This is a genomic window from Rhizobium sp. NZLR10 (assembly GCF_019685125.1).
Classification (GTDB): Bacteria; Pseudomonadota; Alphaproteobacteria; order Rhizobiales; family Rhizobiaceae; genus Rhizobium.
The window spans coordinates 1-14285 of the sequence record NZ_JABDWE010000010.1; the positions used below are offsets into that span (position 1 = coordinate 1).

14 protein-coding genes are annotated in these 14285 nt (G+C 61.4%); 2 read left to right on the plus strand and 12 right to left on the minus strand.

The window, feature by feature from the left end; translation table 11 throughout:
- The 4 genes from HJB82_RS16125 to HJB82_RS16140 all read right to left on the minus strand — a co-directional run.
- A partial coding sequence (locus HJB82_RS16125) for an ACT domain-containing protein (protein WP_221140661.1) occupies nt 1-412 on the minus strand: 412 nt, incomplete at its 3' end.
- Between the two features lie 217 nt (nt 413-629).
- Complete coding sequence (locus HJB82_RS16130; RefSeq protein ID WP_207582505.1) at nt 630-1646, minus strand: acyltransferase; 1017 nt, start codon at nt 1644-1646, stop codon at nt 630-632.
- A 46-nt stretch (nt 1647-1692) separates the two neighbouring features.
- Nucleotides 1693-2973 (minus strand): hypothetical protein, encoded by a 1281-nt coding sequence (locus HJB82_RS16135; RefSeq protein WP_207582506.1) that lies wholly within the window; start codon nt 2971-2973, stop codon nt 1693-1695.
- 1 nt (nt 2974) lies between these two features.
- Nucleotides 2975-4024 carry a glycoside hydrolase family 5 protein gene (locus HJB82_RS16140; protein ID WP_207582507.1) on the minus strand — a complete coding sequence of 350 codons (1050 nt, stop codon included), beginning with the start codon at nt 4022-4024 and terminating at the stop codon, nt 2975-2977.
- 135 nt (nt 4025-4159) lie between these two features.
- Here HJB82_RS16140 and HJB82_RS16145 point away from each other — a divergent pair, with 135 nt between their 5' ends.
- Together HJB82_RS16145 and HJB82_RS16150 are read left to right on the plus strand one after the other, a co-directional pair.
- On the plus strand, nt 4160-5782 hold the full coding sequence (locus HJB82_RS16145) for a GumC family protein (protein WP_207582508.1): 1623 nt from the start codon (nt 4160-4162) through the stop codon (nt 5780-5782).
- A gap of 59 nt (nt 5783-5841) precedes the next feature.
- Nucleotides 5842-6174 (plus strand): hypothetical protein, encoded by a 333-nt coding sequence (locus tag HJB82_RS16150; protein WP_207582509.1) that lies wholly within the window; start codon nt 5842-5844, stop codon nt 6172-6174.
- Between the two features lie 359 nt (nt 6175-6533).
- Here the strand turns inward: HJB82_RS16150 and HJB82_RS16155 are convergent, their stop codons facing one another.
- The 8 genes from HJB82_RS16155 to rfbF all read right to left on the minus strand — a co-directional run bounded on the left by HJB82_RS16155 (nt 6534) and on the right by rfbF (nt 14083).
- Nucleotides 6534-7208: a GNAT family N-acetyltransferase gene (locus HJB82_RS16155; protein WP_221140663.1), complete on the minus strand. Its 675-nt coding sequence runs from the start codon at nt 7206-7208 to the stop codon at nt 6534-6536.
- A 24-nt stretch (nt 7209-7232) separates the two neighbouring features.
- On the minus strand, nt 7233-7991 hold the full coding sequence (locus tag HJB82_RS16160; RefSeq protein ID WP_207582511.1) for a cephalosporin hydroxylase family protein: 759 nt from the start codon (nt 7989-7991) through the stop codon (nt 7233-7235).
- A 32-nt stretch (nt 7992-8023) separates the two neighbouring features.
- Nucleotides 8024-9172: a DegT/DnrJ/EryC1/StrS family aminotransferase gene (locus tag HJB82_RS16165; RefSeq protein WP_207582512.1), complete on the minus strand. Its 1149-nt coding sequence runs from the start codon at nt 9170-9172 to the stop codon at nt 8024-8026.
- 76 nt (nt 9173-9248) lie between these two features.
- The gene (locus HJB82_RS16170) at nt 9249-10487 is read right to left on the minus strand and encodes a glycosyltransferase family A protein (protein WP_207582513.1); all 1239 of its coding nucleotides are present in this window, start codon (nt 10485-10487) and stop codon (nt 9249-9251) included.
- A complete protein-coding gene (gene rfbC / locus HJB82_RS16175) occupies nt 10484-11026 on the minus strand; it encodes a dTDP-4-dehydrorhamnose 3,5-epimerase (protein ID WP_207582514.1) in 543 nt (180 codons plus the stop codon). The genes HJB82_RS16170 and rfbC overlap by 4 nt, the downstream gene beginning before the upstream one ends.
- Nucleotides 11023-12258, minus strand: coding sequence for a class I SAM-dependent methyltransferase (locus HJB82_RS16180; RefSeq protein ID WP_221132351.1), 1236 nt, complete (start codon nt 12256-12258; stop codon nt 11023-11025). Before HJB82_RS16180 ends, rfbC begins: the two co-directional genes overlap by 4 nt.
- Nucleotides 12255-13319: a CDP-glucose 4,6-dehydratase gene (gene rfbG, locus HJB82_RS16185; RefSeq protein ID WP_207584235.1), complete on the minus strand. Its 1065-nt coding sequence runs from the start codon at nt 13317-13319 to the stop codon at nt 12255-12257. The genes HJB82_RS16180 and rfbG overlap by 4 nt, the downstream gene beginning before the upstream one ends.
- The gene (rfbF, locus tag HJB82_RS16190) at nt 13310-14083 is read right to left on the minus strand and encodes a glucose-1-phosphate cytidylyltransferase (protein WP_207582516.1); all 774 of its coding nucleotides are present in this window, start codon (nt 14081-14083) and stop codon (nt 13310-13312) included. Before rfbF ends, rfbG begins: the two co-directional genes overlap by 10 nt.
- Nucleotides 14084-14285: the final 202 nt, after the last annotated feature.

Sequence of the window (14285 nt, forward strand, 5' to 3'; positions counted from 1 at the left end):
GGTGGAAGGGAATGTCGTGGTTGACCACGACCTTCTGGTAGTCGAAATGGTTGGAGACGACGCCGACGATGTCGATCGGCAGCGCGCCGATCTTCCAGCGGTAGAGCAGGTCGTTGAGACAATGGCCAAAGCGCGACACCATCAGCAGCACCTTCATGCGCTTCTCGCTGTCGTGAAACTCGTAATCCATCGAAAAGGGGGCGGCGACCGGTGGAAAATCGGCGCCGATCTCGGTGCCCGAAAGACCCTCTTCCGAGATGAACGAGACGCGCATGAAGAACTTGCCGGTATCGAGATCGTCGAACTGCGAGCTGTCGATGATGTTGCAGCCCTTGTCGGCCAGATAACTCGAAATCGCCGCCACGATGCCGCGCGTCGACTTGCAGGATACCGTCAATACATAGCTTCTCATGTCTCTCGCTCTTCCCTCTTCAAGACCGCCGCCGTGCTTAGATCAAAGCCCCGGCGGCGAACAGGCCGGCGCACTTTCATTCATGCGACAAATTGCAAGATGAACCGTCATGTTTCTGCAAGTTCTCTCACGTTGGGCATAGCTTAGGAGAAGTTGCGCGAAAAACTGTGCCGCCAGCGCCGCCGGGATGCGTATTCTCGCCTTCGAGCGCTGAATCTTAGGCCGGCGGGCGGCCTGCCACGGCGACCTTGCGGCGGGGCGTGGTGATTTCGTGGATGAGTGCGCCGCCGATCGACGAGAGCACCAGCGACAGGATCACGAAGAGGACCGGCTGCTTCAGGATGCCGATCGGCAGGCGGTCGGCGGCGACCCTGAGGAAAGCCAACGTGAAGGCGTGGGTGATATAGATGCTGTAGGAGCAGTCGCCGAGATAGTTCAGCCAGCCGATAAAAGGCAGCCTGGAAAAGTCGATGGAGACCGCGCCGTAGACGATGAAGATCGCCGGAATGCCCCAGGCGTAGAACCGGCTTTCCGGCCCCATCAGCGCCTCGTTGATGAAGAGAAATGCGAACCCCAGGGCCAGTGCCGCCCATGCCCAGCGGTTCGGCAGAAGCACCTTTTGCCGGTAGAGCCAGCCGAGCACGACGCCGGCGAGAAACTCCAGGATGATCGGCTCGCCGTAGAACCGGCTGGCCGTCATCTCAGGCAGCAGCCGACAGCCGATCAGGATCATGGCAAAGACGGCCAACATCGCTGGAATCCGGCGGACTTCCGGGAGTGCCAGCAGCAGCGCAAACACGAGGTAGAAGAACATCTCGTAATTCAGCGTCCAGCCCGGCACGACGACGGGGGCGATCGTGCTCGGATCGGCGGCATTGGCCCATGGCAGAAAGAACAGCGAGGCGATGAGATGCGGCAGGTCGAACACTGTCGATTTCAGCAATGACGGGGCCGCCAGCGCCACGACGGCCGAAAACAGCGTTGCCAGCCAATAGAGCGGCACGATGCGTTTGATCCGCCGGCGGGCAAAATCGATGGGGCTCATCGCCCGCCCACTCGTTGTTAGCCACATTACCAAACCGCTGAGCACGAAGAAGATGTCGACGCCGGTCTCGCCATAGACGAAGGCGGTGGCGTCGACGGCGGGGTTGACCTTGGCAAGCTGCAGTATCGCGTGGAAATAGACGACCATCAGCGCAGCGATGGCGCGCAGATATTGAAGCTGGACAAGCATCGAGCGTCTTGCTCCTCGGGCTCGCGCGGGCGCCGTGCCGCTACGGTCAACTCATTACATCTGCCGCACGATCCTGCCGGATGCGCGGGCTGTCGTGGAAGCGCATATATCCGACGACGAACCACAGGAGACCGGCGATCTTCATCGAGAAAACAGCGGTCCCCCCGATCATCATATTCAGAAAAATGAAAAGAGAAAGTGAATGGGCGCAACGCCGCTGCGCCGCCGTGCGTCCCGCCGGAAAAAGGCAAACAAACAGCCAGAAGGCGATGACGCCGAAGATCGTCGCCGCGTAGATCAGATAAACATAGCCACTGTCGGCAAATTCGGCGACCCGGTCGACCGAAAGCCCGAGGATGGCGAGAGGATCGAGATCCATGACCTTCTTCATCGTCAGGTTGATGCGGCCGGTGAAATTGTCGCCGGTCGCATTGGGTTTCAGAGTGTAGACGAGGAAACCAGCGGCGACGATCAGCGGCATCAGCGCCAGATTGAAATTCTTCGGGATCTTCGGAAAGACGAAATAGCCGCCGATGCAGGCAAGGCAGAAGATTAGCATCGTGCGCGTATCGTTCGTCACCAGGATCAGCACCGCCGTGCCGATCATGAGCAACCGGTCCCAGCGACTAAGCCTTTCCCACATGGAAATCAGATAGATCGCGATCACGCCGCAGAAATTGGCGAGCGACACCTGTTCGAGGAAGATCGACGACGAGCGGTGGTCGATAATGCCGAAGGAGAAACGCTCGGGAAAGCCGAGCGCGTTCTGGAACAGGCCTGTCGTGTTGTAGCTCAACGGCAGCAGCCCGCGCGTATTGGCGAAATAATCGGACGGATGGACGATGCTGACGTAGAACGGCACGCTGACGATCTCGAAGATCAGGAAGATCATCACGGCAAGGCTCGCCCAGCGAAAGGCGAGCTTCATGGTTTTCTCGTTGCTCCAGCCGCCGAGGCCGGTAAAGCAGAAGATGATCAGCACGTTGCGGAAATGATCGACGAACAGCATGCGGTTCAGCACGCTGACGTAGATCGTCACGACAAGCGTGAACAGCAGGAACAGGAAGGCCGGGAGGTCCGTCTCGTAGATCCCCTTGTGCAGAATGTAGAGGATGGCGCTCGCCATGATCAGCCCCTCGCTGGCGGCGACATGCGTTATCGAGAGCGGCATGATGTTGTGGTTGATGAAGGCGAGAATGCCGTTGTAGAGCACCGACAGCAGGCCGAGCCAGAGCACCGGGTAGTCGATGCGCGACGCTTGACCGGCGGCATTGAGCCGGTTGCCGGCTATGGTGAAACTCGCTGCCTTCTGGTCGAGGATCGCCATGTCAATTCCCCGCCGGCTTGACGGTGACGCAGGCGCCGGCTTTGGCTTTTGCCGAGGCGGCGAGAAGCCGCATCTGCGGCCGCTCGGTGCCCTTTCGCGGCTGAACGTTGAACGGTTCGTCGGCCGGCCACCATTCGCCCGCCGCCCAATAGGACCAGCCAAGCCAGGCGTCGCCATTATCAGACATGGTGGAATAGATCTCGGTTAGCCCGCTCATGCAGTCCTTGTCGGCGGAGGCGCCGAATTCGCCGAGAAAGCCGCGCTTGTGGTTCTTCTTCAGCCAGGCGGTGACGCCGGTGATCGCCTCGACGGCGGCGCCTGAGCCTTCGCAGGTCGGGTGGGTTCCGGAGGAATCGGCGTCGAGATACTGGTGGACCTCATAGGCGTAGAAGTCGAGCGGATCGCGCACGCCGAGCATCACCGTGCCGTTGGCGCCGCCGATCACGTCCTTTTCCCAGCTTGCCGCGCCGCTCCAGGCGGTGCCCGGCACCAGGATGAGGTTGCGGGCGCCGACGGCGCGGATGCTGCGGATCGCCGCATTGGCGGCATCGAGCCAGTCCGTCGCCTTGATGTCGTGCGGTTCGTTCATCAGGCCGAAGAGCACGCCGTCCTGATTGGCGAATTCGACCGCGAGCCTTGCCCAGAAATCACCGAAGGCTGCATCCGTCGCCGGCACCGTGCCGATCTGCGTCTTATCGTAATAGCCGAAATTATGCGGGTCGAGCAGCACGGTCATGCCGTGCTTGCGGATCAGCCCGACGGTATCCTTGATCCGCTCGAACTCGTCCTCGTCGAGCCGCCCGCCGAGCGCCGGCTGCAGCCGCTCCCAGCGGAAGGGCAGCCGGATGATCGTCATGCCTCTTTCTGCGAAATAGCCGATCGTGTCTTCACTGGGATAGGTATAGTTGATGCCGAAGGCGCCGCCGCGCTCGCCATATTCGCCGCCGGAAAGATTGACGCCGCGAAAACAGGGCGCGTCGGCGGCAAGGGCCAGCGACGGGACGAGAGCGGCCGCAAGCAGCAGCGCCGTCAGATGTCGTCTGGTCCTCATGGCTATCCTCGCAATCGCGGCAAATCGCAACATCGGCGTTGCAGAAATTATTTTAACGGTCCGTTAGCTAAGAATTTCTAAAGTCTCAGCACCTCGGCTTCAGTCTTTCACGCTGGGCGGGACACGAGTGCGCGTATGGACCAGTATGACAGGAACAGGGTAAGCCGGCTCCCTGGCTGGCGCAGTTATGAGTCAACTCAGACTGCGCCGGAAGGCGTGCGCATGCGCAGCCCCGTCGTCCGTCCGGACGATTTCGTGCCGCCGGTGCCCGAACCCGCCGCTCCTGCCTTTGTGCCGCCACCGGCAAGTGTCGTGGAACCCCGCCGGTCCGAGCGCCCGGCGCCTTCGCCTCCGACCACACCTTTGAAACAACCGACCGTGGACGCGCGGTCGAACGCAGCGCCCGCGCCTGCCGCACCGCTTCTCGATCTCCGCTCCAGCGTTGCGGCGATCTGGAGCCGACGGCTGGTCGTGCTTGGTCTGGCGCTGCTCGGCGCCGTTGCCGGCGGGGCGGTGGCGCCGTCCATCGGGCAGAAATTCACCGCCATCAGCAGCCTCTATTTCGATCCGCGCCAGATCGGCCTTGCCGATGCAGGCGGGCAATCGTCGGGGCCTTCGCCGGAAATGATCTCGACGTTGATCGACAGCCAGGTGCAGATCCTGACCTCGGGCAATGTGCTGCGCCGCGTCGTCGAGACCATGAAGCTTGACCAGGATCCGGAATTCACCGGTGGCCGCACCGACGGCGCCGCCGTGATCGGCGCCCTGCAGAAGGCATTGGTCATCACCCGTCAGGCCAGCACCTATGTCGTTTCGCTTGCCGCGACGACCAATGATCCCGAGAAATCCGCAAGGCTCGCCAACCAAGTCGTCACCTCCTTCACCGAGGAGGAGAACAGCGCCTCGAACGGCATCTACGAAAACACCTCCTCGACGCTCGACGGACGCCTCGACGATCTGCGCCAGAAGGTACTGGAGGCCGAGCAGGCTGTCGAAACCTTCCGCGCCGACAACGACATGGTCGCCACCGAAGGCAATCTGATCTCCGATCAGCGGCTCGTCTCGCTGAACACGCTGCTGGTGACGGCACAGGAAAAGACCATTCAGGCGAAGGCCCGCGCCGATGCCGTCGCCAATCTCCGCGTCGAGGACATCGTCGCCGGCAACCAGGCGGAGGGTGGCGTCACCTCGCCGCTGGTCAGCCTGCGCCAGCAATATGCCACCCAGGCCGCCGCCGTCGGCAGCCTCGAAAGCCAGATGGGCACGCGCCATCCGCGCCTGCAGGCGGCCCGCTCCTCCCTGCAAAGCATTGCCGGTGAAATCAAGGGCGAATTGCAGCGTCTCGCCACGTCCGCCAGGGGCGAGTACGAGCAGGCCAAGGCCGCCGAGGACAGCATCGCCAAAGAACTTGCCGTGCAGAAGGCGCTGCAGGCGAGCACCTCGGACAAGCAGGTGGAATTGAACGAATTGCAGCGCAAGGCGACGGCGGCCCGCGATATCTACGAGACGGTGCTGAAGCGCTCCAGCCAGACGAACGAGGAGCAGAACCTCAACCAGAGCAACATTCGCGTCATCTCGCCGGCCGAGCCGCCGGTCAAGGCCGATGGCCCGGGAAAGAAGATCCTGCTGGTCGCCGGCGTCATCGGCGGTCTTCTCGCCGGTTTCGTCGCCGGCGCGGCCTTTGCGATCCTTGCCGGCCTCTTCGGCCATCCCGTTATCAGAAGTTATTTCAGGAAATCGCCCGCGACCGCCGCTTGATGACGGTCTCCGGTTTTCCTACATCCTGTGAGTGCCCTATTGCCGGCAGGAGAATTCCCATGCGGCTCATGATGATGCTTCTGATGTCGCTCGTTGCCGTGTCCGGCCTCGCGCCCGCGTCCGCCTCTGCCGTCGACTGGACGAAATCGGCCGATTCCAGCGTTCAGCCTCTCTATCCCTACAAGGGTCTGCCCGGCGTCAAGGCGCAGCCGGACAAGAAGGAGGAAGAATCCTATAATTGCCGCACCGAAACCGTCCAGATCCGCCGCCGTTACGACGAAATCTTCCGCTCGGGCGGCATGCCGACGCTGATGTATGTCTGCGAACGCGACGGCTTCATCTCGATGGACGACAAGGTTCCGCTGCGCGGCCACTATCAGCCGGTGCGATAGAGCCTTTCCTGGTCAGATTGAAGCATTCTGTTGGCTCAAACGGAGTCGGATGCTCGACCGGCCGGCGCGCGTCGTAGCCTAGCTCTACGGCCAAGCCGGCCGGTCGAGCAGGCGGCCCGTTTCAGCCAACCCTCCCGCAGATTTGCCTGGCAAATCTGCAAGACTTGGAAATCGCCGGACGCACTTATCGCTTTGCCATAGCGAAGCGGTGCGGCCGGTGGGCCGGACATCTTTCCGCCAGGATCAGAGGCGATCGGCTCGGATGTACCTGGGGTATGCCCATCGCCAATCGCCTCTGCCCTGACGAAAGCCTGCTCCGGCAGAGTGCTTCAATCTGACCAGGAAAGGCTCCAGGCGCTTCAGCCGGTCAGCAAAGCCGCTGAATGCGCCTGTCGGAAACGTTCGATCGGAAATTCCATCCTCAGATAGTCGAAGCCGGCATTTGCTTCTGGTCGATCAACGACCGAATATTTGACCATGTCCTCTTCCTCGATGCGCCGCAGCGGCAGGCTTTCGGCTGCCGAAAAGCCCAGCCGTTTGTAGAGGCCGATCGCTTTTTCATTGTGGGAGAAGACGTGCAACTCGGCCGTTTCGGCCCCAAGCCCGGCGAACGTCCACTCCAGCATTGTCATGCCGCAATGGAACATCAAATTGCGGATATCGCTCGCCCGGCCGCGGATGACATTGTCGAATTCGGCCGAGCCGGGCCGGATGTTGCAGACGCCGAAATTGCCCAACCGGTTTCCGCCGGGATCGCAAATGACGAATAGGATTCGGTCATGGGCGGGCAGCGAGATGCTTTCGAGCCACCGCCGCGTACGTTCCTTGCTGGCGCTAAACTGGGTGAGGAAAAACGGCATCGACTGGTTGCGCCACGTCGTCAGGTCGTCGATCAGGCCAGGCTCGTCGAGTATCGATCTGTCGATGCATTGCAGGTCGCCCACATGCCTGCCGCTATCGTCCCTGATCGGAAGTCGGAGCCGTCGTGCCGGATCCGCATTGTCCTTGAGGTTGACGATATCCACTTGCGCCATGAACGGCTATCCCTGATTGTCCGCTCACGCCTTGCGGCAGATGCAGTAGCCGCCCGGCGACGAAGACAGCACGAGCTTGCCGTTCAGGACCGGATCGACTTCGAAGCGGTCGGTTTCCGCCAGATAATCGGTGACTGCCTTCAGCGGCTCATTGCCGCGCAGCCAAATCTGGGAGCGCTTCGTGAAGGCCTGCTCCTCGGTCAAGTGGCCGATGAGCGTGTCGGCGACGACGAGGTAGCAGCCTTCCGTCACCAGCGGACCGTAGGCTCGGCATTCCGCCAGAACATGCTCGTAGGAATGGTCGCTGTCGAGCACAACCATGACGCGGGCGCCCGGCGGGATCTCGGCCTTCACGGCGGCAAGCACGTCGTCGTCGACGGAACCGCCCTGGATCATCTTGATCCGGCTCGACATCGGATGGGATTCGATCGACTCGCGATTATGGGCGCGGATGTCGATGTCGACCCCGACAACTTTGGCCTTGTCATTGCCCGTGGCGGCGAGGATCGACGCCATGAAGATCAGCGAGCCGCCGCGCGCGATGCCCGTTTCGATGATGACATCGGGTTTGGTCGCCCAGATGACTTCCTGTGTCGCCAGGATATCGACCGGAAGCTGGATGATCGGCACGCCCATCCATGACCAGAGATAGAAGTAGTCGAACTTGTCGAGCCCGATCAGCGTGTTCAGCGACTGTTGGAAACTTGCCTCGTCCTTGCCGAGCGCAAGCGACATCTCCCGCCTGTGGGCTTCGAATTCGAGACGATCGTCCTTCGTGGTCATGACTGTTCTTTGTCCTTCGCTGTAGGGCTGCCTTAGACCGACTGCCGCAATGCCGTGCTGTTATGGTAGATCCGCCCGGCCGCCACATCGAGCAGCGTTGCCGCCACCCGGTCGATATCGGCTTCGCTCATGTCGTGATAGCTGGGCAGGTTGATCGCGCGGCCCGGAATGCTCCAGGCGTTGACGTTCTCGGGCCGGTCATCGAACATGGAGAGGCTGGAGAGGGGATGGAAGAAGACGCGCGCGTCGATATTGGCGGTCTCGAAGGCCTGCTGCATCATCTCGCGGACAATACCCGTCGACCGATGAAAGACCGCGGTCGGCATCCACGCGCCGTTAATCGTGCCGCTATATTCCGGGTTCATCGAGATGCCCGGCAGGGCGGAAAGCCGGACCATGTAAGCGGCGAGGATTTCCCGCTTGCGGGCGACGAGTTCTTCGATGCGCTCGAGCTGTGCGCAGCCGATGGCCGCCTGGATGTTGGACATTTTGTATTTGAAGCCGATTTCGTCGGGCCAGAACTGCTTGGTCTGGCCGCGCGCGCGGCCGTGGTTGCTGAGCGTCAGCACCCGTTCGTAAAGCGCGGCGTCGTTGGTGACGAACATGCCGCCTTCGCCCGTCGTCAACGTTTTCGTGCCGTGGAAGGAGAAGGTGCCGAAGGCGCCCATCGAGCCGGCGCGGCGGCCGTTCCAAACGGAGCCGATCGCTTCCGCCGCATCCTCGATCACTGGGATGCCGGTGCGCTTGCCGATCTCGAGCAGCGCATCCATGTCGCAAAGATTGCCGTAGATGTGGGTTGCGATGATCGCCTTGGTCTTCGAGGTGATGTGCCGCTCGACCTCGTCTGGATCGATGCACCAGGAGTCCGGCAGCACGTCGACGAAAACCGGCTTGGCGCCGAGGTGGACGATCGGCGAGACGGTGGCGACCCAGTTGGTGTCAGCGAGGATCACTTCGTCGCCTTCGCCGACACCGAGCGCGGCCAGGCCCATGTGCATGGCGCCGGTGCAGCTCGATGTAGCGATGGCGAAGTCGCTACCGAGATGGGTCTTGAAGTCGCGTTCGAAGCGGTTGATGTAGTCGTAGCAGCGTGCGCCCCAGCCGGTCGCTGCCGCGTCCGTGGCATAATCGATTTCAAGCTGGGTGATGGAAGGCTTGGTGTAGAAGATCCTGTTTGTCATGCCGCTAATTTCTGTTGAATTGAAATCGAGACGCGGGCGCCCGCCACGACGCTAGCTTTTGAAACTGGCGCGAGGCTCACATGATGATGTGCCGGGCGACATCGTGCTCGTGGAACACCAGATTGGGCAGGTAGCCGAGTGCTACGAAATATTCCCGGTCGCTGTCGACGTTGATGAAGACGGCAGTGCTTTCCAGTGGGCTGTCGCTGATTTCCACCGTAACCTTCACCTTTTCATTGAGGCCGAGTTCGCGCATCAGGCCTTCGAGTGCGGTGATTTCCGAGAAGCCGCCGAGAAGCAACGTGTCGATGCCGATTGCCGAATTCACTTCGCTCACCAGCGTCTGGATGGCGACCATCAGAGGCAGCCCTTCGCGGAAGGGGCGAATTTCCGGGTGGTCGAGCATCCCGCCCCACATGATGCGGGTATAGAGCTCATAGGCCTTGATGAAATTCTTGCGCGCGGCCCAGAAGCGGAAGGCGACCGCCATGCGGTTGAGCGTGAAGATCTTGCACATCTCTTCATACTTGAGACGTGACTCGGGCGTCAGGATCACCGCCCCGCGCCTGGCGCCCGTATAGAGGAAATATTCAAGTCCGCCGCGATAACGATCCCAGCTCGTCATGACGTCATTGGCGCCTTCCTGTGGACGGTCACGAACGATCGCCGAATTGGCGATGGAGCGATAGAACGGCCGCTGCAGGAAGGCGACCGCGCCTTGATCGAGGAAATGCGCAAGGAACGGGAACGGGTAGAAGCAGATGTCCCGCGGGATCCAGGCCGACCGCAGGGCCGACGCGCGGTAGATCGCGATTTCCGGAAAGATGTGGCGTTCGAAGATATACTGAAAGACGTCGCCGAAGCTGCCGCGCGGAAACTTCCGATCCTCCTCGACATTGTAGAACTTGGTGATGTCGTTTTTGGCGACTTCGTCATAGAGGAACCAGGGCGCATGGGCGCAGGTCACATCCTGGTTCTCATCGAGATATTTGACGGTGTTGGCCACCGCATCGGCAATCAGGATGTCGTCGTCGGCGAGATAGACGACGTATTCCCCCCTGCCGAGGCGAAGAGCGCTCGTGACGTTGGCGTTAGCGCCCGCATTGACCTCACGCTTGTAATAGCGGATCGGCAATCCGTGCCCGATGAACTCCTCGACAACTTGCTGGGTGTGATCAGTGGAGGCATTGTCACAGATGACGATCTCGAAGGGAAAATCGAATTTATAGTCGTTCCGGCAATAGGTCAGCGCGTTTCTGAGGTAGGCCTCGCGATTGTACGTCGGGATGCAGATGCTGAGTTTGATGCCGCTCAAAGGCTTGTCTCCTGGCCGTAGCTCTCAAGCGCGGCGTCGCGCTCGCTGATGATGCTCGGCATGAACGGCCAGGCGATGGAAAAGGCGGGATCATCCCAGCGGACCCCGCGGGCAAGTTCCGGTACGTAGGTTTGCGACATCTGGTAGAAGAGCTCGCAGTCGTCCTCGAGGGTCAGGAAGCCGTGCGCGCATCCGACAGGTATGTAGAAGGCATTGTGACTGATGGCATCGAGCTCGACGGAGGCCCACTTGAGATAGCTCGGCGAATCCGGCCTGAGATCAAGTGCCACGTCGAAGACCCTGCCGCGTGTGGCGCGCACCAGCTTCGCCTCCGGCCGCGGCTCGGCCTGGTAATGCATGCCGCGCAGCGTCCCGCGCATGTGGTTCTGGGAGACGTTGCACTGCGGGTAGACGGGCACCAGACCCCGCGCCGCGAAGGTCTGTGCGTCGAAGGTTCGTGCGAACATTCCCCGGTCGTCGGAGCGCGCGTCGACTTCCACGACAAAGGCGCCCGAAACCGCCGTCGGAAGGAATTTCATCCGAGCACCGTCAGTTCCGGCACGGCGACGGCAAAGCGTCCACCCCAGGCTCCGACCCTGCTGTTGGCCGCAACGACTTCGTTCTTGATGTTCCAGGGCAGGATGAGAATGTAGTCCGGCCGCGTCTCGTCGATCTTCTCAGGCGCATAGATCGGCAACTTGCTTCCCGGCAGGAAGTGTCCCTGCTTGTGCGGATTACGATCGACCACGTAGTCGATCAGGTCGGTGCCGACACCGCAGAAATTCAGCAGCGTATTGCCCTTGGCTGCAGCGCCATAGGCAGCGACCGTCTTGCCGTTGCGCTTGGCCTCGTTGAGGAAGGCGAGCAGCCCGTCCTTGATCGGCGCGACGCGGTTCTGGAAGGCCTCGTAGATCTCGACCTTGTCGAAGCCGGCAGCCGCCTCAGCGGCGCGGACTTTGGCTAGGCCGTGACCGATTGCGTGAACCGTGGATGTTGCACGGCAGGCAAGCACGCGGAGGCTGCCGCCATGGGTCGGCAGTTCCTCTACGTCGAATACATTGAGGCCGTGCGCGGCGAAGACTTTTTCGACGGCGAGCAGCGAAAGATAGTAGAAATGCTCGTGGTAGACCGTGTCGAACTGGATGTTTTCCATCAGCCGCAGCAGATGCGGGAATTCAACGCTGACAACGCCATCCGGCTTCAGAACGGCAGAGAGCCCGCCGACGAAGTCGTTGATATCAGGCACGTGGGCCAGCACGTTGTTGCCGATGACGATGTCGGCGGCAAGGCCGCGGGAGACGAGGTCGGCAGCGGTTTCCTTGCCGAAGAAGCGCGCTTCCGTAGGAACGCCGATCTGCCGCGCCACCTCCGCGACGTTCTCAGCCGGCTCGATGCCGAGCACCGGCACGCCGGCCTCGACGAAATGTTTGAGAAGATAGCCGTCATTGCTCGCCACTTCGATGACCTGCGACGCCGCGGTAAGGCCGAAACGTTCGCGGGCCATGATGGTAAACTGGCGGGCATGCTCCACCCAGCCGTCGCTGTAGGAGGAGAAGTAGGCATAGTGGCTGAAGATGTCTTCCGGCGGGACGAAAGCATCGGCCTGCACCAGCCAGCATTCGGAACAGACGAAGGCGCGCAGCGGATAGGATGGCTCCGGCTGCTCGAGTTGCTCTTCCGTCAGATAGGCATTGGCGAGCGGCGTCGAGCCGAGGTCGACGAAACGATGCTTCAACGGAGCATCGCAAAACCGGCAATTGTGCGCTGTCATGATACTGCTTCCTCATATGCCGCGATCTGGCCGAGCGAGAAGGCGCGCATGTCTTCGCCCTCGCGGTTGGCTTTGTACCAGGCGGCAGTCCAGTCGATGGTCTGTTGCAGGCTCAGCCGCGGGCGCCAGCCGATGGTGTCGAGCGCGAGCGCCGAGCTCAGGGTCAGCGCCGGCGCTTCGGGCAGATGTTCCCCCGGCGCCAGCCGCCACACGTCTTCGACGCGATGCGCACGCCCGAGCGCCTCGGCAAGTTCGGAAACAGTGGCGAAGCTTTCGGGATGCGGGCCGAAATTCAACGCATTCGGCAGATCCTTGACGCGTTCCTCGGTCAGCGCTTTCGCGAAGCCGAGATAACCGCCAAGCGGCTCCAGTACGTGCTGCCAGGGGCGGATCGCCGCGGGATAACGCAGCATGATCGGCTGGTTGCTTTCGAAGGCGCGGATGAAATCCGGGATCAGCCGATCCCTGGACCAGTCGCCGCCGCCGATGACATTACCGGCGCGCACCGTGGCGAGCCTGAGATCTCGGCCATTGAAAAAACTGTCGCGGTAGCTCTGGCAGATGAGTTCGGTACAGGCTTTGGAATTGCTGTAAGGATCCTTGCCTCCGAGCGTATCGGTCTCGACGAAGGGGATGCCGCTGCCATTATTGGCGTAGACCTTGTCCGAGGTGATGACCAGCACTGTTTTGACGGAGGGCGTCTGCCTGACTGCGTCGAGAACATTTGCCGTTCCCATGACATTGGTCGAGAAGGTCTCGGCCGGGTTCTCATAGGAACGCCGCACCAGCGCCTGCGCCGCCATATGGATGACGATCTCCGGCTCGAAACGCCTGGAGAGAGAAAGAAGCGCCTCGGCGTCGCGGATATCGACGATGTGATGGCCGCGATCGTCCCAGGGAGCGAGTTTCCGATAGAGTGACGGTTCGGTCTCAGGCGCCAGGGAAACCGCGCTCACCTCAGCGCCGAGCCGTTCCAGCCACAGGGAAAGCCAGGAACCCTTGAAGCCGGTATGGCCGGTGAGGAAAACCCGCCGCCCTTTCCAGAAATCGGTCAGGCCCATTGCTTCCACGGCGCCTTCCCGGAATTCCAGAGTTCTTCCAGATGGGTGCGCTCGCGAAGCGTATCCATCGGCTGCCAGAAGCCGTCATGCTTGAAGGCGGCAAGCTGGTTGTTGGCGGCAAGCCATTCCAGCGGTCCGGCTTCCCAAATCGTGTCGTCGCTTGGGATGAGATCGACCACCGAAGGGTCGAGCACGAAGAAGCCGCCATTGATACGCTGGCCGTCGCCTCGAGGTTTCTCGACGAAGGAGGTGATGAACTGGCCTTCGATATTCGTGGCGCCGTAGCGTCCGGGCGGGGTTACCGCGCACATCGTCGCCTTCAGGCCGTGATCGCGATGGAAGGCGACTTCGGCGGCGATGTCGATGTCGCCGACACCGTCGCCATAAGTCATGCAGAAGGGTTCGCCTGGTGTCAGATGGTCGCGAATGCGCCCGAGACGGCCGCCGGTCATCGAATGCATGCCGGTATCGACCACGGTCACGCGCCAGTTCGGTCGTTTACCGCCGTGATAGTTGATACTGTTGGCGCCGAGGTCGACGGTGATGTCGCTGTGGTGCAGAACAAGGTTTACGAAATATTCCTTGATCATATAGCCCTTGTAGCCGGCGCAGATGATGAAATCATCGAGCCCGTGATGGGCATAGATGTTCATGATGTGCCAGAGGATCGGCATGCCGCCGATCTCGACCAGGGGCTTAGGCCGGACGCTGGTCTCTTCGGCGAGGCGCGAACCCAGACCACCGGCGAGAATTACGACTTTCATCCCGAGCGAACTCCAGAGTGTTTAGAAACAATTATGGTTTCCGGCCTGCCCGGCGAGGCAATCCGGCATGCGGGGCGCTCACAGGCGGCACGGCCGTATGCCCATCCTGGTCCCGGTATCCGATTTCGTTCTTGTGCGAGGCTTGCGGGGGTGTCGGACGAGGCGGCCGCGCTTTCGGCAGGCCATGCGTTGAGCAATGAAA